This is a genomic window from Thermococcus radiotolerans (assembly GCF_002214565.1).
Taxonomy (GTDB): Archaea; Methanobacteriota_B; Thermococci; order Thermococcales; family Thermococcaceae; genus Thermococcus; species Thermococcus radiotolerans.
This window is the reverse complement of record NZ_CP015106.1, coordinates 207,476-229,318: the sequence shown is the minus strand read 5'-3', so window position 1 is coordinate 229,318 and position 21,843 is coordinate 207,476. Positions and strand designations below refer to the sequence as shown.

Annotated in this window: 10 protein-coding genes; 7 read left to right on the top strand and 3 right to left on the bottom strand. The window is 57.2% G+C overall.

All coding sequences use genetic code 11. From position 1 onward, the window contains the following. Positions 1 to 16: 16 nt before the first annotated feature. Positions 17 to 1,495, bottom strand: coding sequence for an MFS transporter (locus A3L10_RS01230; RefSeq protein WP_088866027.1), 1,479 nt, complete (start codon positions 1,493 to 1,495; stop codon positions 17 to 19). An 85-nt stretch (positions 1,496 to 1,580) separates the two neighbouring features. Between A3L10_RS01230 and A3L10_RS01225 the strand changes: the two genes are divergently transcribed. Then, positions 1,581 to 4,349, top strand: a complete 2,769-nt coding sequence (locus A3L10_RS01225) for a DEAD/DEAH box helicase (RefSeq protein ID WP_088866026.1) — start codon at positions 1,581 to 1,583, stop codon at positions 4,347 to 4,349. Positions 4,350 to 4,415: 66 nt separating this feature from the next. Here the strand turns inward: A3L10_RS01225 and A3L10_RS01220 are convergent, their stop codons facing one another. After that, a complete protein-coding gene (locus tag A3L10_RS01220; RefSeq protein WP_088866025.1) occupies positions 4,416 to 5,471 on the bottom strand; it encodes a M20/M25/M40 family metallo-hydrolase in 1,056 nt (351 codons plus the stop codon). A 149-nt stretch (positions 5,472 to 5,620) separates the two neighbouring features. On the opposite strand from A3L10_RS01220, the gene A3L10_RS01215 reads away from it, so the two are divergent. Together A3L10_RS01215 and A3L10_RS01210 are read left to right on the top strand one after the other, a co-directional pair. Then, entirely contained in the window at positions 5,621 to 6,340 is a 720-nt protein-coding gene (locus A3L10_RS01215; RefSeq protein ID WP_088866024.1) for an MBL fold metallo-hydrolase, read from the top strand. Beyond that, a complete protein-coding gene (locus A3L10_RS01210) occupies positions 6,340 to 6,585 on the top strand; it encodes a DUF504 domain-containing protein (RefSeq protein ID WP_014011649.1) in 246 nt (81 codons plus the stop codon). Before A3L10_RS01215 ends, A3L10_RS01210 begins: the two co-directional genes overlap by 1 nt. Here A3L10_RS01210 and A3L10_RS01205 read toward each other — a convergent pair whose 3' ends face one another. After that, positions 6,586 to 7,560 (bottom strand): DUF835 domain-containing protein, encoded by a 975-nt coding sequence (locus A3L10_RS01205; protein ID WP_088866023.1) that lies wholly within the window; start codon positions 7,558 to 7,560, stop codon positions 6,586 to 6,588. A 73-nt stretch (positions 7,561 to 7,633) separates the two neighbouring features. On the opposite strand from A3L10_RS01205, the gene A3L10_RS01200 reads away from it, so the two are divergent. From A3L10_RS01200 to A3L10_RS01185, 4 genes are all read left to right on the top strand, one after another. Further along, the gene (locus tag A3L10_RS01200; RefSeq protein ID WP_088866022.1) at positions 7,634 to 8,392 is read left to right on the top strand and encodes a YchF/TatD family DNA exonuclease; all 759 of its coding nucleotides are present in this window, start codon (positions 7,634 to 7,636) and stop codon (positions 8,390 to 8,392) included. An 11-nt stretch (positions 8,393 to 8,403) separates the two neighbouring features. Beyond that, the gene (locus tag A3L10_RS01195) at positions 8,404 to 8,700 is read left to right on the top strand and encodes a DUF3216 domain-containing protein (protein WP_088866021.1); all 297 of its coding nucleotides are present in this window, start codon (positions 8,404 to 8,406) and stop codon (positions 8,698 to 8,700) included. A gap of 230 nt (positions 8,701 to 8,930) precedes the next feature. Then, complete coding sequence (locus A3L10_RS01190) at positions 8,931 to 21,035, top strand: right-handed parallel beta-helix repeat-containing protein (protein ID WP_088866020.1); 12,105 nt, start codon at positions 8,931 to 8,933, stop codon at positions 21,033 to 21,035. Continuing rightward, positions 21,032 to 21,838 (top strand): CGP-CTERM sorting domain-containing protein, encoded by an 807-nt coding sequence (locus A3L10_RS01185; RefSeq protein ID WP_088866019.1) that lies wholly within the window; start codon positions 21,032 to 21,034, stop codon positions 21,836 to 21,838. The genes A3L10_RS01190 and A3L10_RS01185 overlap by 4 nt, the downstream gene beginning before the upstream one ends. Positions 21,839 to 21,843 lie beyond the last annotated feature (5 nt).

Genomic DNA, 21,843 nt, shown 5'->3' with positions numbered 1-21,843 from the left:
GGGGATAAAAGAGAAATCAGCCGACAGTTATTTCCTTTTCTCCCTCGTTCTCGACCTCGTGTATCTTTCCACCCTTCATGACCTCCACGATGGCCAGGCTGAGCAGGGCGAGGAATAGGTAGACGAGGGCCGAAGTGCCGAAGAGCACCTCGTAGGCCTTCTCCGTCGGTATCTTGATGGGCACCGGAATCTGGGGGATGTGAACGAGTATGTAGTAGGTGCTCATGACTGTTCCCGCTATGGCCGGTCCCCAGGTCGAGCCGAAGTTTCTGAACAGGCCGTTCGCTCCGGTGGCAACTCCCATGACCCTCGGCGGAACCGAGAACACCAGCACGTTGATGAAGGAGACGTTCATGAGGGTTATTCCGGCCCCGACGACCGTTATGAGGGCCACGAACTGGGTGAGGGAGAGCTGGGTGGCGTACTGGGAGAGCAGGGCCAGGCCGGCACTCGCCGTTAGGGCACCGGTTATGGCCAGGGGCTTCGCACCTATCTTGGGCATCAGTTTGCCTGCCAGGGGAGCCACGACCAGCATGACGCCGGCCATCGGGGTCATGAGCAGGCCGCTTTCGAGTATCGTCTTGCCAAAGCCGTAGGGCGGCTTCATCTGGAAGATGTAGGTGTTCGCTTGGCTCATCATGGATATTCCGAAGGCCGCGAACATTATGCCGAGGTTCACTATGGCAGGGTTTCTGGAGGATATTATGTCGAGCGGGATCAGCGGGTTGTCGGCTCTCTTCTCCCAGAGGTAGAGCGCGATGACTCCAACGATGGACACTCCGAAGAGCACGAGCGTCTGCTCCGCCCTCCAGCCGACGGTGGGTGCCCTAGTCACCGCTACCAGGGCCGGCACGACGGCCCAGACCAGGAAGAGCGCCCCGGGCCAGTCGAGCTTTCCGGGGTTCACGTAGCGGCTCTCGCGGAGAACCCTCCATGCGAGGATGAACATGAGAACCGCGAAAGGTGCCGCCGAGTGGTACGTCCAGCGCCATCCGAAGTTCTGGGTTACGTAAGCTCCAAGGGGAAGCGCGATAACCATACCAACTCCAAACATGGCGCTTATCATCCCCTGAACCTGCGGCACCATCTCGGGCGGGAATTCCTCACGGACGAGGCTGAACGCTAACGGGAATATGGCCATCCCAAGGCCCTGAATTCCGCGCGACACGAGGAGCCACTGAAAGCTCGGTGCGAAGCCGTTGAGGATAACTCCGAGCGTGTAGAAGCCCAGGGCGACCAGAAACATCCTCTTCTTGCCGTACATGTCGCCGAGCTTGCCGAGTATGGCGGCACTTACCGTTCCGACGAGGAGGTAGATGGTCAGCACCCAGCTGACGTCGTTGGGGTTTATTCCGAACTCCTTCTGTATCGTCGGCAGTGCTGGAGTGAGCATCGCCTCGGTGTACATGACAAGCAGTGGGAGAATGACCACCACCAGCATCGCCCGCTTGGCGTAGGCCATGTCGTAGGTTCCGTTGTTCTTCGTGACCTCCATCTTCTATCACCGATGTATCGAACGATATATCGTTTATAAATCTAACGGTGGTTGGGCTTATAAACCACCCTGCTCATTTTCCATCATGCATCTCCTCCTGAGAAAGGCCATCAGGGAGCGCTTCGGAAGGCTCAACGAGGTTCAGATGGGGGCATTCCGCGAGGTTAGTTCGGGGAGGAGCGTCCTGATCATCGCCCCCACCGGCTCGGGGAAAACCGAAGCGGCCGTTCTGCCCGTCTTCAACGAAATCCTTGAGGATGGACTTAAACCTATTTCTGCACTCTACATCGCACCTCTCAAGGCCCTCAACAGAGACCTGCTTGAGAGACTCGAATGGTGGGGTCAGAAGCTCGGAATAACCGTTGAGGTCAGACACGGCGACACCTCGGCCTACAGGAAGGCGAAGCAGACGAAGAACCCTCCGCAGATGCTCATCATAACCCCCGAAACCCTCGGGGTGATTCTGACTGTCAAGTCCCTCAGGGAACACCTTGAGAACGTGAGGTTCGTCATCGTCGATGAGATAGCCGAGCTGGTGGACAACAAGCGCGGTGCGCAGCTCCTCCTCGGCCTTGAGCGCCTGGCCGAGATTGCGGACTTCAAGAGAATAGGCATGACGGCGACGGTGGGCAACGAGGAAGAGGTGAGGGAGTGGCTGAAGGCGGACGTCATAGTGAAGCCGAGCTGGAGGAAGAACTACCACTTCCACGTCCTCTATCCGAAGCCCGGTGAGAGGGACATGGAGTTAGCTAAAGAGCTGAGCCTCTCACCCGAGATAGCGGCGAGGCTTAGGCTCCTCTGGGAGATAGTTGAGAAGCACGGAAAGGCCCTCATATTCACCAATACGCGCCAGTTCGCGGAGATTTTGGCACATCGCCTCAAGGCCTGGGGGAAGCCGGTCGAGGTTCACCACGGCTCGCTTTCGAGGGAGGCGCGCGTTAAAGCGGAGAGGGCGCTGAAGGAAGGTAAAATCAAGGCCCTGATATGTACTTCCTCAATGGAGCTGGGCATAGACATAGGCGACGTTGATGTTGTGATTCAGTACATGAGCCCGAGGCAGGTGAACAGGCTCGTCCAGCGCGTTGGAAGGGCAAGGCACAGGATAGGCGAGGTGAGCGAGGGCTACGTCATAACCTCCAACGTCGAGGATTACCTTCAGAGCCTCGTCATAGCGAAGCACGCCCTCGAAGGCCGCTTTGAGGCGGTCGAGCCGATGGGAGGGCTGGACGTTTTAGCCCATTTCGTCGTCGGCCTTCTCATCGAGTATAAAAGACTGTCTCGCGAGAGGCCCTACGAGATAGCAAAGAGGGCCTACATTTACCGTGATTTGAGCTGGAGCGATTACCTCGACGTTCTCCGCGTTTTGGAGGATGCCAGGCTGATAGGCTACGACGAGGAGAGCGGCCTTCTCTACCTGAGGCGCGGGGCATTCCAGTACTACTACGAGAACCTCTCAACGATTCCGGACGAGGTCTCCTGGCGGGTCTTCGACGCGGGGAGCGGCCACGTCATAGGCAGGCTCGACGAGAGCTTCGTCATGGATTTGGAGGAAGGCATGGACTTCGTAATGAACGGACGGAGCTGGATTGTGCTCAAAATAGATGACGAGGCGAGACTCTTGAAGGTCAGGGAGAGCAAGAGCCTTGAGAGCGCGATACCGAGCTGGGGGGGTGAGATGATCCCCGTTCCGTTCAGCGTTGCCCTCGACGTCGGCAGGCTGAAGAGGGAGCTAAGTTTCGACTTCGAGAAGGCAAAAGGGCTTTTGGAGGGGATCGAGTTCAGCGAGGAGGAACTGGGGAGGGCCTTCGAGGAAATCAAGGACGAACCCTTCTCAACCGACCGCGATATCGTCGTCGAGAGCACGCCCAAGGCGCTCGTCATACACGCCGATTTTGGGAACAGGGCCAACGAGGCCCTCGGACGGCTGGTTCACTCGTTCCTGATCCTGCGCTACGGGAGGGTTTTCTCCGTCCGTTCCCAGGCCCACGCGATAGTATTCAAGACGCCGTTCCAGCTGAACCCGGAGGAGGTAAAGGGCTACCTCTACCAAGAACCAGAGAGCCTGGAGTTCATCGTTTCCCGCGCCATGAGGGATTCACACGCCTACCGGTGGAGAATGCTGAACGTGGCGAAACGGTTCGGGGCTTTGAGGAGGGACGCCAGGATAAGGAGAATCGAGAGGCTCTTCGAGGGCACCGTGGTGGAGAGGGAAACCCTCAGCGAGCTGTACCACGACAAGGTGGACGTTAGGAAGGGGGGGCTGGTTCTTGAGATGCTCAAGAGGGGCACGATGAGGGTGAAAACCGAGCTTAGGAGGGAGCCGTCAACGCTGGCCAGGCTCAACATGACCGTTGGCGGTGAGTTCCTGCTCTCCGGCGTCCTGGAGAGGGACGAGATACTGGAGCTGTTCAGGAAGAGACTGCTCGACCACGAAGTCGTCTTGGTCTGCACCAACTGCGGCTGGCACTCGAAAACAAAGGTCGCAAGGCTCCAAAACGTAAAGCTGAGGCAGTGTCCGCGCTGCGGCTCGAAGATGCTTGCCGTTGCCCATCCGATTGACGCGGAAGAGTTTCTTCCCGTTCTGGAGAAGGTTCGCCACGGGAAGCCGCTGGAGCGGAAGGAGGAGAGAACCTACAGAAAGCTGCTGAAGGCTGCAGACCTCGTAGATTCCTACGGGTTCGAGGCGGTTTTGGCTCTGGCCAGCTACGGCACCGGTCCTGACACGGCGGCGAGGATTCTGGCCCAGTACAAAGGGGACGCCCTGCTCGTCGCCCTCATGGAGAGGGAGCGGCAGTTCATAAGGACGAGGCGCTTCTGGGTGGATAGGAAGGAGGAGAAGGAAGGAGAGGAGTAACCCCCACCAGTTACTGGTGGGGGGTCCTGCTTAAAAAGGTTGGGTCAAAAAGGGAAAAAGAAATGCTCACTCGCCCTTCCCGTAAATCTCGTTGAGAGCCTTCAAAAACTCGCTGGCAGTTACCACGTCCCTGACGTCGATGTGCTCGTTCTTTGTGTGTGAGATGTCGAGGTTGCCGGGCCCGAAGACTATCGTCTTGGTGCCGTTGTACATGAAGTTTATGGCGTCTGTCCAACTTCTCATTCCGCCGAACTCGTCTATGTCCGTGACTTTCATGGCCTTTTTGGCAAGCTGGACGATTTCCTCATCTGGCTCAAGCTCGTAGCCGTCCCATATCTCGGTGTACTCGTACTTCAGCGTGTACTCGTCGAATATGGGGTCGAGCAGGTCGAGTATGTCCTCGACTTCCTGATCGGGCAGGAGCCTCGCCTCAAGCCGGCCGCGGCAGAGGGCGGGGATGAGGTAGACGGGGTTCTCGCAGACGAGCTCCTGGATGCCTATGTGCGGGTCGAAGTACTTGCCCTTGGCCTTGAAGGGCTCGAGCTTCTTCATCTCCTCGAGCATCTTGTAGGTCTCCTCTATAGCGTTGATGCCGCTCTCTGGACAGGCACCGTGGGCTTCTTTGCCGTCAACTTCAAAGTAGGCCTCGATGTTGCCGGCGTGGGCGATGTGGACTTCCAAATCGGTCGGCTCTAAGACGACGGCCATCTTCGGCTTATACCTCTCCATGAAGAGGGCGCTCCCCCTGCCCCCAAGCTCCTCATCGCTGACGAAGACGATGCCGACGTTGAGTTCCTTCCCTTCCTTGCGGAGATTCTCGAGCATGAGGAGTATGGCAGCGGCACCGCCCTTTATGTCGCTCGAGCCGGTTCCATAGACTATGTTGCCCCTCACGAAGGGCTTCGCGCGGATCGGTATCGTGTCGATGTGAACCTCGTAGAAGAGCTCGGCCTCGGGGTTAACGACGAGGTCTATTATCTGCCCGTCGCTCTCGATGTGGACGTCGTAGTCCAGTTTGTGCAGAAACTCCATGATGTGGAGCATTATCCTGTCTTCCTCTCCCGATGGGGAGGGTATCTTCAAAAGCTGAAGGAGTATCTCCTTCGCGCGCTCGGTTTTCATTTGGGTCACCTAATTCAACCTTCGCGGTTGAGTTTATAAACATCCCCGCGTAAACAGATAGGGCGATGAAGAGTTTAACCCCTCCCGACGGGGTTTGCTCCCCGTATGAGGAGGCGGTCCCCCCTCGAGCCCCTTTTGGAGGTGAAAGCGTGAGGATAAGCTCCATCGAGGAGTTCCCGAGGGAGCTGGTGCCCGTCGAGATTCCTCCCCACACCATGATGCTGAGGGGCATAGGCTGGGACTCGAACGTCTACCTTGTGAGGGACGGGAGGGAGGCCCTCGTAGTGGACACCGGCACTGGCGTTAACTGGCACGTCTACGCCGAGATCTGGGAGAGGGAAGGCCTCCTCAACGGCGTCGAGAGGGTCACGATATTCAACACCCACGAGCACTTCGACCACGTGGGCGGGAACATGGCCCTGGCGAACTGGCTGAAGGGGAAGGGCATAGAGGTTCTCTTCGCCGCCCACGAAATCACAGCGAAAATACTGGAGAATGGAAACGACTACGTGATTCTGGCCTATTCTTACGGAAGGAGGTTCGAACCACAGAAGGTTGATCTCCACATGATGGAGGGCGATTCGCTCAAAGTCGGCTCCCTGGAGCTTGAGCTGATCCACACGCCCGGCCACACGGCGGGGAGTTCGTGCCTCTACCTCGACGATGGTGAAACCCGGATCATGTTCACAGGGGATACAGTCTTTAACGGCACGGTTGGCAGGACGGATTTGCCGACCGGAAACGGATGGAAGCTCCAGGAGAGCCTCGAAAGGCTCAGGGATTACGACGTTGACTTCGGCCTTCCGGGGCATGGCTGGGTCATAAAGGACTGGAGAGAGAACATCGACGAAATCTTGGGGTGGCTCTGATGCGGAAGGGCTCCGTGAAGGAGGTTCTGGCGAAGCTCAAGTACGACCCCAGAGAGGACGAGGGTGATTACTATGTCATCATAGAGCACCGCGGTGCCTACGGCGATGTCAAGAAAATCCCCGTCGAGATGATAGAGCTCGGTCACGGCTACTTCTTCGTCGGGGACGCCCAGATACCGTATCACCGCATCCTGAAGGTCGTCAGAAAGGATGGGAAGGTAATATGGGAGACCAGAAAGCTCTGATCAGGAGACCTCCCTGAGCTCCGAGGTGAGGAGCGCCCACTCGCGGGGGCTGAACGCGTCCTTAACTGCCGTGGCCAGGATGTAGCCGTCGTAGAGGAGTGCGCAGTCCTTCAGGTAAAGTACGACGTCCATCATGCTCTTGAAGCCGAGCTCAAGCGCGAGGTAGCTGAGGTTCTGAAGGAAAACCGCACCCTTTTTGTCACCTTTGGACCTCTTGCCCAGAAATTCGCAGAACCTCCTCTTGAGCAGGGGTATCTCGTCGGGACGTATTGAATCCTCGACCTCGGTTTTGGTTATCCACACCACGCTGACCTTAGTGCTATCTAGCATTTCGAGGAACTTCTCGGGCTTTTCCCGTATGGCCACCGACAGCCCAACGCCACTTTCCAGAAGGTCTATGAGGAAGTACTTTGCCTTCAGCTCATCGGTGAAGAGGTATCCCCCGGGCTCAAGCTTTTCGGGGGTTATCTCCTTCTCCTCAAGGGAGAGTATGAGCTCGTACATCTTCCTGATTGAATTGTAGTGATCCTCCTCCATCGCGGCCAGGTTGAGCGCGAATGCCCTCGTATCTTCGTCCTTGGCAACCCTGGCCAGAAGCTCGTAGGTCTTCTTAGCGAACAGCTCGCTTTCCATGCAGTACTTGAGGGCCGAGATGTAGTCCTCGACGCTCTCGAACTCAGGATAGAACGGGGCCACCTCAACGGGGGGAGCCTCAACCTTCACCGGCTCCTCGTCGGGGTACATTTTCTTGAAGAGCCCGTACAGCCAGTCGTGATGACCCTTGCTGTCCTCGCTCATCTTGATGAACAGCGCCTTGATGCTGGCCCTCTTGGCCTTGTCGGCGAGTTTGGCGTAGTACTTCGCCTCCTCTTCCTCATTGAAGATGGCGTAGCTTAAAAGCTCCTTCGGAGACTTATCCCTAAGCGCCTCCACTATCTCGTCCATACTGATTGTGGAACCCTCCTCGTTTTCCATGGTACTTTGACCTCCGGTGAATAATCACCCAAACAACGGAAAAGCTTTTCTATCCATCCATGAAGCGAGAAACATGCTTGATGCCCACGCCCATTTCGAGTTCTACAAAAAGGACGCACCGCGTATGATAGAAGAGTGCAGAGGGGAGCTGAAGGCCGTTGTGGACTCCATAACCGAGTACCGCAAAGCCCACGTCTGGAAGAGCTGGGAAATGTTAAAACCCTACTTCGGATTCATCTTCCCCACCCTCGGATACCACCCCAACGAAGCGAGGAGGGGCAACTGGGAGAAGGTGAAGAAGGTTGAGGAGTTCATCCTGACCCACAGGGACGAGATAGTGGCGATAGGCGAGATAGGGCTGGACTACCACTATGCGGAAAACGAAACTCAGAGGGAGAACCAGAGGAAAATTTTCCTGAATTTCCTGGGGCTCGCCGCTGAACTCAACCTCCCCGTCGTCATCCACGCTAGAGAGGCCGAAAGGGAGGCCTTCGAACTCGTCCAGAGAGTTGGAGTTAGGGCGTACTTCCACTCGTTCTCTGGAAGCGTTGAGCTGGCGAGGGAAATAGCCGAGAACGGACACCCCGTCGGAATAAACACGGGGATAGTGTTCATCCCAGAGGTGAAGGCCGCGGCGGAGGCACTTGAGGTTGAAAATATACTGGTGGAGACGGACGCGCCCTACATGAGTCCAGTAAAGGGACAGAGGAACACTCCATGCAACGTCCGCGTTGCCATTGCTGAGGTGGCAAAGCTTAAGGGCTTGAAGTTCGAGGAAGTTGAGAGGGCAACCGAAAAAAACGCCGTGAGGTTCTTCGGTTTGAAGCTCTAGGGGGTGTTGATGTGGACGTTCCTGAGATTGGAGAACTGAGGGAGCTGTGCGAGAAACTCGGAGAAACACGCCTTGTCGGGAGGATAGACTCATTCGTGGCTCTCAACGAGGGGCTTGAGAGCAAGAAGGGGAAGGAGTTCATAGAGGTCTCCATCCTCGGTTTCGCCGAGGGCATCCTCGTGAGCCTGATGAGGAAGTATCCCGATGACGAGAGGGTGAGGAACCTCCTCGAAAAGGTCAGCAGGAGAAGGGCGGAGCTTGATGCCGCCTTCAGAAAACCGAGGCCGCCGATTTTCGAAGAAATGTGACACATTAAAGTACACATTACTGGCCAGTGCTGGGGAGGAAACGCCTATTGTAGCTTTTTCAACATTTTGGAGATTTACCAAAAGCTTATTATACTTTGGAAGCGTAGTTGGGCCTATGATACCATGATGTAAGGAGAGCCTCGGACTGCAGGCTCAAATAACGCCGTTGTTTTAATCACTTGGTCCAAGCTCAACGCAGCCCGGCTCTTCTTGTGTTGGAGGTGCCAAGTATGAAAAAAAGCACACTCTTTCTTGTCTACCTTTTAATTAGCTCATACCTAAACGTGGGCTTTGTCGGTGTTTCCCACGTTGTCCAGGCCCAGGGGACGTACGTTTTTCAGGACGACTTCAACGACAACAGCCTCGATGTGACGAAGTGGAGCACCGAGGTAGTGGGCGACGGGAACAGCGTTACTGAATCCAATGAGGAAATTCAGGTGGTTACCTACGGCCACGGCGGATGGGACTCCGGACACGCACTATTGAAGAGCCGGGAAATTGACGTCAGCAACTGGAGTTCCGTGAGTTTCGAGGCCGAGTGGGAGTTCCTCGACCCGTACACGGCAGAGATGCTCGTCCACGTCGTTGATCTGGATACTGGAAAATACATTGGAGTGCACTACATAAGTTGGCAGGGCCCAAAAATATCGTACCGGTACGATGGCACGTCTCAGATGGAATACCGCGAAATTCCGACCAGTTACGTCCCGTTCAAGGTCGTGATCTACAAGGACCGCTTTGAGTTCTGGGAAAGCGGCGTTCTCGTGAAGACCATCTACACCACCAGCATGGCGGGAACCACGAGGTTCCAGTTCGTTATGGGGGGATGGGACGCCTCCTCCCTCGAGTCGCATATGGACTTCGACAACGCTGCCGTCAGCTACACGGAGGAGCAGGTGGGCGAGGAGCTTCAGGTAACCATCCTCTCCCCGGAGGAGAAGATATACAACACTGCAACGATAGACCTGAACGTCACTGCCAACAAGCCGGTTGACGAGTGGCGCTACTCCCTCAACGGCGGGGAGAACGTCACGTTCGAGCCGAACACCACGATAACCGGCCAGGATGGCGAGAACCTCCTCGTGGTGTACGCCCTCGCCGGCGACGAGACCGGGATGGCCCAGGTAAACTTCTACGTGGACGTGAGTGAGGAAGACGAGACGCCGCCGGGGACCGTTAGAAACCTGGCCCACGAAGTTGGGGCGGACTACATCCACTGGACATGGGACAACCCGGAGGATGAGGACTTCGAAACGGCGCTGATCTATGTGGACGGAAAATTCGAGGACGAAACGGACGAGGGTGAGTGGTGGCTCGACGAGCTCTCACCCGGCGAGACGCATACGATTGGAATCCTCACGAGGGATTACTCCGGGAACATCAACACCACGTGGGTGAACGACACCGCAACGACGCTCACCCCTGCAGAGACGGTTTATGTAAACGAGAGCGGCTGGTGGTACGAGGGCAGGAGCCTCAACCCCAGCGAGACGCCGCTCCAGGACGGAATAGACGGTTCCGTCGATGGAGGGACGGTCGTAGTCCTCTCCGGAACGTATCCGGAGAGCGTGGAGATAGACAAACCCCTCACCGTGGAAACGAGCGAGAACGCCCGCATCACCGGCGACGGCTCCGAGTGGGCGAACGGAAGAAAGCCAGTCTTCTACGTGAGCTCCGACAATGTTACGCTGAACGGCTTTGTTATAGCCTCGTCGGTCTCGAACATCGGGGTTTGGGTGGATGGCGTCGAGAACTGTACGATTGAGGACAACACTATTACGATAACCGAAACCGAGGATAGCGAGCGCTACGGAATCTATCTCAGCTACGGCGGGGACAACGTTGTTAGTAACAACGACGTGAGCGTTTCAGGTTTTCAGGGTGTCGGAATTTACGTCTACGAGGAAGAGGGAGGAGCCAGCGATGTCCACGACAACACGGTCACGGTTAGGGGAGACAGCGCCGACGGGATAGAGGTCTTCTACACCTCGGCGTGGGTTTACGATAACACTGTCTCGATCGGGGGAGTGAGCGAGAACGCCGGCTATGCCCTCTACCTCTACCTCGCGGGGGATTCGTTTATAGACAACAACGAACTGACGACTAACCTCTCCGAGCCGAAAGCCTGGGCAATAACCGTCATCGCGGAGTTCTACGGCTCGCTGAGCGGGAATACGATAAACGGGATTCCAACGGAGGTAACCTGTCCCGGAAACTGTCTCGTGAGGGGAGTTTCTCCGAAGAACCGGCCGGCACCGCCGGAGGACTACGGCGACGTTGGGGAATATATCGAAATAGACGTGGACAGCTGGCTCCATCTGGGCCTCTATTACGACGATTCTGCCCTTGAGGGCCTTAATGAGGACAGCCTCCAGATATGGCACTTCACCGAGGGCTGGACGCTCGATGGGACGAGCGGGCACCATCTGGACACGAACAAGAACCTCGTCGAGGCCAACCTGACGGGATTGGGCATCTTCGCACCGCTCGCCCAGGAGGAGAACGACATCACCCCACCTGTCCTCACCTTCGTTGAGCCGACGCCAAAGGACGGTTCCCTGATCGGCGACTCAAGCGTGGTGATAAACGTCACCTCGAACGAGAACCTCGACCTGGCGACCCTTGAGTTCGACGGGGCAAACTACACGATGCTCGGCTCAGGGAAGAACTGGCACTACGCAATGAACGTTGCTGATGGAACCCATACCTTCAGGGTTTACGGCCAGGACTTAGCCGGTAACAACGGGACGAGCGAGGAGAGGGAATTTGAAGTTGACACGAAGGCCCCGGAGTATTCAAACGTCGGCCAGGATGCGGAAGGCATCCCGCCGGGCGGAGAGGTTCACGTCCACGCCTTCTGGAGCGACCCCCATCTGAGCTCGGCGAGGCTCAGGACCAACGCCACAGAGGGTGCGGCCTGGGAATGGATAGACCAGACCTTCTTTGAGGGAAGCGAGGGCTGGAGCAACTTCACGATCTCAACGGACGGCCTCGAGCCGGGCCTCTACTGCTGGCAGATAGCCGGAGCGGACAGCCTCGACCATGTGAACACGACGCCGATGGGGTGCTTTACCGTTTACGCACCCCCGAAAATAGTCTCGTACTCGCCGGAGAGCCCCGTCGAGAGCTACGTCGGCGATACCGTCGAATTCTCGGTAACCGCTGACCAGACCGTAAACATCACCTGGTACCTCGACGGGAGCATCGTGAAGACGGAGGAGAACGTTGGAGCATCCACCTACACGAACTCTGATGTGGGAGAGGGAGAGCACAGCGTCAGGGCCGTCGTCGAGAACCCAAACGGCTCGGCGAGCCAGTTCTGGGCATGGTACGTCTATCCAAAGCATGGGTTTAGCATCAGCTTCACCGATCCGACGCCCGAAGACGGGGCGATGCTCAACGTGAGGGAGATTATCATCAACATCAGCTCCTCGCTCGACCTCGACAACGCCACCCTCGAGTGGAACGGCGTCAACGAGAGCATGAGCGGTTCTGGAAGGAGCTGGTGGGTTATCAAGGAAAACCTTGCGGACGGAACCTACACCTTCCGTGTTTACGGCTCGGCCGAGGGAATGAACAACGCCACGGAAGAGAGAACGGCGGAGATAGACGCGACGGCCCCAGGGTTTCTCGAGTACGGCCAGAGCAGGGACGCAGTGACCGCTGGCGACGACGTTGAGGTCTTCGCGAGGTGGGACGATGCCCATCTAGAAGGGGCGGTCCTGGTCACGAACGCGACCTTCGTTGATGGGACCTTCGTATGGAGCGAGGTGCCGCTCCAAATCACCGACGGCTGGAGCAACGGGACGATAAACACCGACGAAAACTTTGCCGGAAAGGTTTTCTGCTGGTACATAAAGGCGAACGACACCTTCGGGAACGAGAACGAAACGCCGAAGCTCTGCTTCCGCGTTGAGGAAGGGCTGAGGATAGTCTCGTTTTCGCCAGAGGGAGAGGAAGTCACCGTCAGGGAAAACGAAACGGCGGTTTTCTCCATAGCGCTCAACCAAGTGGCGAACGTTACGTGGGCCGTCAACGGGACGGTCGTTCTGGAGGAAGAAGGAAACAGCTCGACATACACCAACTCCAGCCTCGTCATCGGCCTCTGGAACGTCAGCGTGAGGGCCGAGAACGGGAACGGCGTTGCAAGGCACTGGTGGCTGATGCGTGTGAATCCGTCTGAAAACGAGCCCCCCGAAATCTGGTTCATCCCGCCGACACCGGAGAACGGTTCCCTCCTGGGTTCCTGCACCCTGACCATCGCGGTGAACGCAAGCGAGGAGCTGAGCAAAGCGGTTCTCGAGTTCGAGGGAACCAACTTCACGATGGAGGGCTCGGGCAGTGTCTGGAGCCTTACCGGCGAACTCTGCTCCTCCGACGGCCAGCACTCCTTCAGGGTTTACGGAACCGACCTCGGGAACAACACCGGGGTGAGCGAGACCAGAACCGTCGAGGTGGACTCAACGCCACCGGTCATCCTGTGGGTTCACGCCAACAACATGACCCGCTCCGAAATGGGAATCTTCACCGCAGAGATGCTCTCAAACGCGTCCTTCGAGATAAACGTTACCGACGAGCACCCGCTGAGCTACGAGGTCTACCTCAATCCCGAGCCCGGCCATCTGGAGCTTCCTGCGCGGAGGGAGCGCTACTGGAGCGGTGTCCCATTTGGATTCCCGGTCAGAACAGATGATGTAAGAACCGACGTTTATCGGGTGGTTATCTACGATGCCGCTCTAAACCATGCAGAGCTCACCCTCCTCGTCCGCGTTGTGGACACAGCGGCACCGGGCCCAGTTGAGAACTTGGAAGTCAGCACGAACAGTTCCGGGTTCACGGCAACCTGGAGGAATCCCGATAACGACGACTTCGAGAGGGTTGAACTGTACCTCGACCCCAAGGAGAGGGAAGACGAAAAGGGAGAGAGGATAATCGACTGGAACTCCTCCCGCATCGCCAACCTGAGCGGCGAACCGGGTGAGGAGATGAGATTCTCGATGAACCTCAGCCACGGGGCGCATGTCCTGTACGCGAGAACCTTCGACAGATACGGGAACGGCGGGGAACCCGTGAGTGTCAGCTTCACGGTACCCCTGCCTAGGTTCGTGCTCTACTACGTCGAGCCAACACCTGAGAACGGAACGGTCCTTCCGGGCGAAGTCCAAGAGGTTACCGTGACGGTGGTTTCCAGCGTGTCCCTGATGGAGTGCTGGATCACGTGGAACGGTGTACCGCTGGCGATGGGGGCAACTCAAAATACCTGCAGGGCAAGGCTCAACGTCATCCCCGGCGGGGAATACAACTTCTCGGTTTCCGCGGTGGACGTCTACTGGCGCAGGACCGGGACGGAGGTCAGAACGTTCTCGGTAGGGAGGATGTGTTTTGTTGAAGGCGGCAGTCTCGAACTGAACCTGCCGGACGAGGCGGACTCCCTCAGCTTCCCGGTGAACTTCACGTTCGTAACAAACAGCCTCGCAAAGGCCTACACCTACCGCGCCTCTGTCCTGGGGGTGAGCATCGAGGGCGCCTTTGAGCCCGACATCGAGGTCGTGGGCTTTAAGGATGTTAAGAATGACGTCGAAGGACCCTTCGAAGGGAAGGTGAAAAGGCTCTACGTTGTCAGGGGCCATTTCGTCGCGGACCTCTGGGGAATCCAGGACGCGGTTCTGAAGGGGGCTGAGGAAGGAAAGCCGGTGAGCCTGGAGATAACAGCCACGGATGACTGCGGAAAACAAATTACAGCAGAGGGAGAAGTGACAGTCTGCAAAAACCCGGAGAAACCCGCCCTTTCGATAAACATGGAAGACTTCTATTACCGGGACGAAGACGTCGTAATGTCGGCAGAGGCAACCAACGGGGTGCAGGTCAGGGAATTCCACTACTCCATCAACGGTGGTCCGTGGGCGGAGTTCAACGGAACCGCGAACCTAACGGGCCTGCTGAGGCCAGGTGAGAACTTCGTATCTGTCAGGGCGGTAAGCGAATGCGGACTGTGGACGGGAGAGACCGTAAAAGTCTTCCTCGGACCGCCGAGCGAGGGAGACTGGATTGTAAACGACACCGAGGCATGCCTCGGGCACGAGTTCAGCGTCAACGGAGGGCTTGTCATACAGGAAACCGGGAACCTGACACTGCGGGGCTGTAAAGTCCACCTCAACGGCGGCGTTCAGCTGAACGGTGCGCTGGGGGTCCTCGACGGCTCGCTGATAGGAAACGCGAGTGAGTTCTCCGGGGAGTTCGGAAAGCTGGACGTGAAGGACTCGACCGTCGAGAACAGGGGGGCTGGAAGCTTCGATGAGGGAACAGCGATAGTCAAAAACGCCGTGCTTTCCGGCGAGTTCACGTTCGAATTCACGGAGCTTGAGGTTGATTCCAGCAGGATCAACGGAGGCATCACGGTCCTCGGGACCGTTGGTATCACCAACAACGTAGTCACTGGCGGAAGCGGAATCACCCTCGCCGGCTCGAACGAGGGCACCATCGAGAACGTCACTGTTCGGGACTGCGCCTACGGCATTCACCTCATAAACGACAACGGAAAGGACGTGACCTTCAGAAACATCCTAGTTGAGAACCCGCGCGAGGCGGGCCTCTTCATGGACCTCCTCCCAGGCTACTGGTTTGGAGAGGGGGTTTTCACAAACCTGACGGTGATCGGGGGAGAGGTGATAATAAACGGTGGGAGTGCAACCTTCAACCGCTCAAGGATAGAGCAGGGGGACGGCTACGCCGTGCTGGCGGACGCGGCCGGAAGGGTATTGACGTTTAAGAACTCCAGCGTGGGCGGAAAGGGAATCCTGGTCAGAAAGCTCGCAACCCTCTCGCTCATGGACAGCAACCTAACTGGGGACGTCACGGGAGACCTAGGCTACTTTGAGGTTCTGGTGAGTCCAGAGACAAGGGCGTCCCTCAGAGGGGGCGCGGCGGAGAACATCCACGGCGACGTCAGAGGTGTTCTGTCCCTTGTTGACTACACGCTCGATGGGGGAGATGTGACGGTGGGCGCGGGCGGAACGCTCCGGGTGGAGGACACGGACGGAATTCCCGCGACCAAGCCCTCGGACGGGGACGCCAGTGTTCTAAGAAACATGAGGATCCAGGAGATGTCTACGGAAGAGGAGGCCCACCTCGTCGTCCTCAACTCGAGGCTTGAGAACACAACCATCGTAACGGATTCCAAATGGCTCCTGATACGCGGGAGCGTGGTCAACGGCAAGATTAGCCTCAACACGGGCGATGAATCCCTGAGCGGAGGTCTCAGCGAAACGCCGGCATTCAGCTCGATGACAAACTGGTACCACACCACAGGACCGCTTTCCGAAAACTGGTACTACTCCCAAGATACGACGGGCATGACCGAAAGCGATGCCCCGTTCTTCGTCCAGGCCTACACGGCACCAAGCGGGTGGGGCTCGGGAACGGCCCTCGGAGAGTTTGCCACCCTCTATCTGAAGAAAACCTTCACCGTGGAGGAGCTTCCGACCGAGGCGGTTCTCAGCTACTCCGCCGTGGGGAGGGTGGAAATCTACGTGAACGGACGGAAGGTCGTTGATGACAATAAGGTTGGCGGGATGTCGTTCAGCGGAATGAGGCTCCACGGGGTGCCGCACTCCGGGAGCGCTGACGTTGCCCCGTACCTCCTGCCCGGCAGGAACCTGATAGCGGTTCGCGTGGAGCTCCCATCAACCTATCCCTACCAGCATCTCGGGGCCTTCAGGGCCTCCCTAACTCTCAAAAGCGGCCTCTCGGCGATAACCGACAGCGTTTTGAGCGGAGAGGTCAGCGGGTACGGCACAAGGGCAGTCCTCGCCAGGGACGAGGTTCACGCCAAGCTGAGCTTCGGCTACGTTTCATGGGTCACCATCTCCGACTCAAGGGTTCATGGCACGGTGGACGTAGTCGGCAGGATCGAGCTGGTCAACAGCGAGCTGATAGGCAACGGAAGCGGAACGGGACTTAAGAGGACCGACTACGGAGTGATCCTAGTCGAGAACTCCATGATACACGGCTTCGGGTACGGGATAATGGGAGCGAGCGAGGTAAACGTGACGGAAAGCGAAATCTACGACAACGACGTCGGAATCCACCTGCGGAGCGCGAAGATTCTCGTTAAGGACTCGTACGTCAGGGACAACGGTGTTGGCATAGAGACCCACAACGTCACGGGGCATATAGAGAACAACGTGATTTACGGAAACACCGTCGGGATAGCGTTGAACACCGGCGAGGATATCTACACGAGTGGAAACGGGCTCTCCATAACGCACGACACTATAGTAGGGAACTCGCTTGGAATTCGCTTCGATGGAAGCTACGGGTCCGGCTACGTGAGCGTCACCGAGAGTCTGATACAGAACAACGACCTCGGCCTGCTCCTCAACTCCACGCTGACGCCGGAGGTGCGCTTCGACTCGCTGGTGAACTACAGGGACGTGCTGATAGAGAGTCGCTTCTCCCCGACACTCCGGGACATAGACTGGGGAGGGACAGAACCGGTAATGGTGCCCAGCTACCCCGAGGGGTTCATGTACACGTGTGACGGTGAAGTCAGGGATGACTACGACATCCTCGCCAAGAACTGGAAGCCCGTCATCCTCCTCAACTCCACGGAAACCGGGGAGGACTGGGGCTCCAGCCTGCTCTCCGCGTTCCTGAGGGTGTACCCCCTCGAAAACGGCTCAGTCAAGGGCGTTGTAACCCTCGCAGGGAGGGCCGTATCGAGAGATGGCCTCTCGAAGGTCGTCTATTCCCTGGAGCGGAACGGAAGCGTGGAGACCCTCGCAGAGGTGAGCGTTGGCTCCGAGACCTACGATGACTACGTGCTCCTCGACACGCTCGGAATGAACCTGACCGGCCAAGGGATGCTGAGGTTCACAGCGGTCGATTCCACTGGCAAAAACCTCACGAGCGCAGTAAGCGTGTATTTCGCCAACGCAGAGATCGTGATAGAAAATGTAAGCGTCGATAACGCCACCAACATCTACAGTCTGTACAACGTCGAATACCTAACCGACGATGCCGGCAACGAGATACCCTGGAACTTCACCCAAAACTACGGGAGGTTCGCCAACGTCACGGTGATGTTGAGGAACACCGGACTGATAAACGGAACCGCAAGGGTTGTGCTTGACCTACCAGGGTACGTTGAGAGGCACACAGGAAATGTCGAGGGTCTCGCCTATTTGCCGCCCAACGGCTCGCTGGTTCTGGAGTTTTCGATACCCGTAGTCGAGTATGACTGGGGGACTCTGACCTGGGATGTCCTGCCCGACGAACTCCCTAGCTTGGGGAGGTTTACGGCGAGGGTTAAGCTCTACGACACGGACAACGTACTGAGGGAGGAGATACCAGTAAGGATTGGCTTCACCCTCGGGCCGGTTTTCAAGATAACCGGTTATACCATGTACCCGTACTCCAGGGCGTACTGCGAGAGCTATCCAGACTTCTGCCACAACAACCCGCCTTACGACGGGGACGGCGATGATACGGTTGAGGCGGCAGAGAGTCACCACTTCGACCTGAGCTATGAGAACGTCGGGGACGAAGACGCTGAAGTGCGCATAATAGACCTCACTGACCATATACCAGAGAGGTATCCGGGGGAAAAGATTCTCCGCGGGCAGAGCGCGTATATATTCTCCGACTCATCGGCGCTAATCGACACCACCCCTGGTTCCTTTGATCTCCTTGGAAGCGCCCCGGTTGGTGGGGAGAAGCAGGGGAAGGACCTCTTCATCGAGTGGTGGAACGACGTACCGCCCGTGATGATACCCCCAGTTAATTTCAGCGGACAATATCTCACCAATGCCATGTTCTACTACAGCACCGAGGACGGGAGAAACTACTACACCCCAAGCCTGAACTACAAAAAGAGACCAGTGAAGGCTCTGAACAAAACGTTCGTTGTCCAGACCGTGAGGATGAACCCAATAGATGTCAAGGTGGTGGCCGTCAAGGATGGAAAGACTTACGTCACCCTTCACAACACCAATGGGAACGTGTACTACGACTACTTCGTCCAGGGCACCTACGGACCAGGTGAGGGCTACCGGTGGTACCACTTCATACCGCCGGACTTCACGATGAAGGCGATAGCAGAGGACAGCCTTGAGCCCAACAGGACAATACCTCACTACAGGATCATAGTCGGGGCCATGCCCTCGATGACGGGGAACATACTTAAGTGGTTTGCATCCACGCTGAACGCCCTCCTTGGGGTGCTTGGAGTGGACGTCCCTGCGGACACAATAACCCTGGCCCTCGCCCATACCGCGGTGAAGATCGTGAACCTGGCCGAAACAGTGGACTTCCAGACGGAATCAGAGAGCTTCGAGTCGATAAACTCCAGTGCCCGTAGCAGCGACGTGGACGCCGCCATCATGGCCAGCAACGAGACTGTGATAGCACCAGTGGGCATAGACACCTTCGCCAGGCTGGAGAAGAACTACGGCATGGACCGGGGGTACTACAACAGCCTGAAGAACCTGGACGAACTGCCCGCGGCGCAACAGGCAGAGATGGTTGGAAAATTTACCAAGGCCATAGTGCTGGACGAGGACCTTCAGATACTCCTTCTGGAGACGATAATAGAGGTAAGCGACATGAACCTCTACTACAACCTAGCCAAGATAGCGAAGGGCGTGTACAGCGGGGACCAGGGAGAGATAATCGGCGCCGGCGGCGCGATAGGCACGGCCGCGCTGAAGAAGGCTTTGAAGGAGGCCGCCAAGGAGGCCGTGCTTGAGGAAGTGAAGAAGACGAGCTACTACAAGGAACTGACCCCAGAGGAGCAGAAGGTGTACAAGAAGAAGGTCGGTAAGGGCGTTGGAGCGGTGGTGGCTTACGCCTTTGACATGTCCCAGTTCGTCACCTACGTGGTCCTTGCCCCCGTCCCCGGAACCAGAACGATATACGTTCTCGATCCCCCTAGCAACTTCACTGTGCACTCGGAAGAGTCCAACGTGACGGTGCTGGGTGGAGGGGCCGTTGGAGTTGGCAGGGGCAGCGTTTCGCTCTCATTGGGAGATGTGGACGTTTACCGGGCCACCTACGTCGCCTCGACCGAGAGCCTGCCTATAGCTACCCTCTTCAACGGAACCCTGCTCTGGATGAGGACCAGCGTGGAGGGCAGGAGAAACGGGGAGATGCTCGGGAACGTGACGATAACCATGAGGCCAACGGCCGAAAGTGCAAACCACCTCCTGGCAGCGTTTCGGGATGGCGATATGGTGGAGACACTCCTCGGGGGATACTTCGCCGAAAAACCCCTCTGGGACGTTTCCATGGACGGGGGCACGGTCATCATCACAGCCTCTGGAATCCTGAACGCCCAGCCGTACGAGGAGGAAACGAGCATCGACATCTTCACGAACACAAGCGTGACCCTCGCCAACGTGACCCGGATCGGTCGCTACGGAAACGTCATCGAGATAAGACCCTCCTTTGTCCCCCTGAACTCAACCGATGTCAACGTAACCGGAAACGCTTCGGTGGGGGTTTCGGAGGACGTCATCACCGTCGTCAGGGGCAGGGTTGAGATTCCAGAAATCGACGCGACACCGCTGACCCTTCCACAGGGGGAGCGGATAACCATAACTGTCCCTGCAGAATGCGCCGTTGAATGGAGGTTCGACGGGGAAGTAGGGCAGGGCATCTTCGTCCCAACGGACGGGGCCGAACCCGGGAACCACACGCTCGAGGTTACCTGCCTCATTGGAAACCTCAGTGCGTCGAGGAACTTCACCGTTGCAATAGCCCAACCGCAGGTCATCGTGAGAAAAACCTCGGGGGCCCTCGTTGAAGGCTCGGGATTCATCGTACTTGAGTTCGGAACCGACCTCCAGATGATCTCCCTCGTCGCTCCGGGGGAGCTGAAGGGCGTCGTGGCTGTGTCACAGAATCCAGGCGGGACTGTGGATGGCTATCTCGTGTACTCGACCTTCAACGTCACCCATCCGAAGAACTGGAGCGTGGAGAACGTTACCCTGTACTTCAGGGTGCCGAGGAAGTGGTTTGAGGAGAATAACATCAGTCCGGAGGAACTGGTTCTCCTCCACCGCGAGGGTGACTGGGTGAAGTACCGGCCGGTTCTGGAGTACAGGGACGGTGAATATCTCCAATATCACGCCAGTGTTCCATCCCTCTCGGTCTTCGCCGTTGCAGGGAAGGCCAAGGCGGAAGAGCATGAGACACCCACGGAAACACCGGTCCACGCCGAAAGTACGCCCGAAACGACGTCAACACCGGCACCGAAAGGAGGAAACACCGCCTACTACATCCTTGCGGCGCTTGTGATCCTGGCGCTGATTGGGGTTTACACATACAGGAGGAGATGAAAGTGAGAAAAGGTCCTTTTTTGCTCTTTTTCCTGTTTCTTTCAGGCCTTCTGGCCTTTTCGGGCCTGACTGCGGGAAACTCCACAGGAAATGTGGCCTTCTACGACGACTTCAGTTCGGGAAGCATAGAGGGAAAATGGACCCTCGATATCGCGGGAAACGGTAACAGGTTCAGCGAGGAGGACGGTGCGGCGGTTTTCGAAACCTACGGCCTCAGGCTCAAGGACTATCGCAAGGAGCATGTCTTCCTCAGAAGCAATGTGATAACGATCGAGAACTGGGATTCCATAACGTTCTCCGGGGTGTGGAAGTTCACGGACCCAGGAACGGCCGAGATGTGGTTCCGGGTCTATGACCTTGACTCCAGAAAGTACCTGGGGATGCGCTACATAAGCTGGCCCTCGGACAAGATAGCCTACGATTTACCCGGCGGAGCGCTCAGTGAGGCCCGGAGGATTCCCAGGGAGTACAAATCCTTCAAAATCGTCCTATACAAGGACCACGTAGAGTTCTGGGAATCGGGGGAGCTGATCAAAAATGCCTCAACAGGGGAGTTTGGAGACGCCACCCATTTCCAGCTCCTCATAGGGGGATGGGACGACAGCCCGTTGAAATCCCACATGTACTTCAGCCAGGTTGGGGTCTCCTACGAGTTCACCCCTACGGAAACCGAGACCCAGTCCCCAATCGAAACTTCGAGTCCAGAGAAGACATCGTCCACCGCCAGCACCAGCTCAGGAAAAACCTGCGGGCCCGGCATAATGGCCCTCCTAGTTATTCTCGCCGCAATTAGAAGACGCTAATTCCC

Coding starts and splice junctions, on each gene's coding strand:
- A3L10_RS01230 (WP_088866027.1), bottom strand. CDS start 1,495: ATGGAGGTCACGAAGAACAACGGAACCTACGACATGGCCTACGCCAAG.
- A3L10_RS01225 (WP_088866026.1), top strand. CDS start 1,581: ATGCATCTCCTCCTGAGAAAGGCCATCAGGGAGCGCTTCGGAAGGCTC.
- A3L10_RS01220 (WP_088866025.1), bottom strand. CDS start 5,471: ATGAAAACCGAGCGCGCGAAGGAGATACTCCTTCAGCTTTTGAAGATA.
- A3L10_RS01210 (WP_014011649.1), top strand. CDS start 6,340: ATGCGGAAGGGCTCCGTGAAGGAGGTTCTGGCGAAGCTCAAGTACGAC.
- A3L10_RS01205 (WP_088866023.1), bottom strand. CDS start 7,560: ATGGAAAACGAGGAGGGTTCCACAATCAGTATGGACGAGATAGTGGAG.
- A3L10_RS01200 (WP_088866022.1), top strand. CDS start 7,634: ATGCTTGATGCCCACGCCCATTTCGAGTTCTACAAAAAGGACGCACCG.
- A3L10_RS01190 (WP_088866020.1), top strand. CDS start 8,931: ATGAAAAAAAGCACACTCTTTCTTGTCTACCTTTTAATTAGCTCATAC.
- A3L10_RS01185 (WP_088866019.1), top strand. CDS start 21,032: ATGAAAGTGAGAAAAGGTCCTTTTTTGCTCTTTTTCCTGTTTCTTTCA.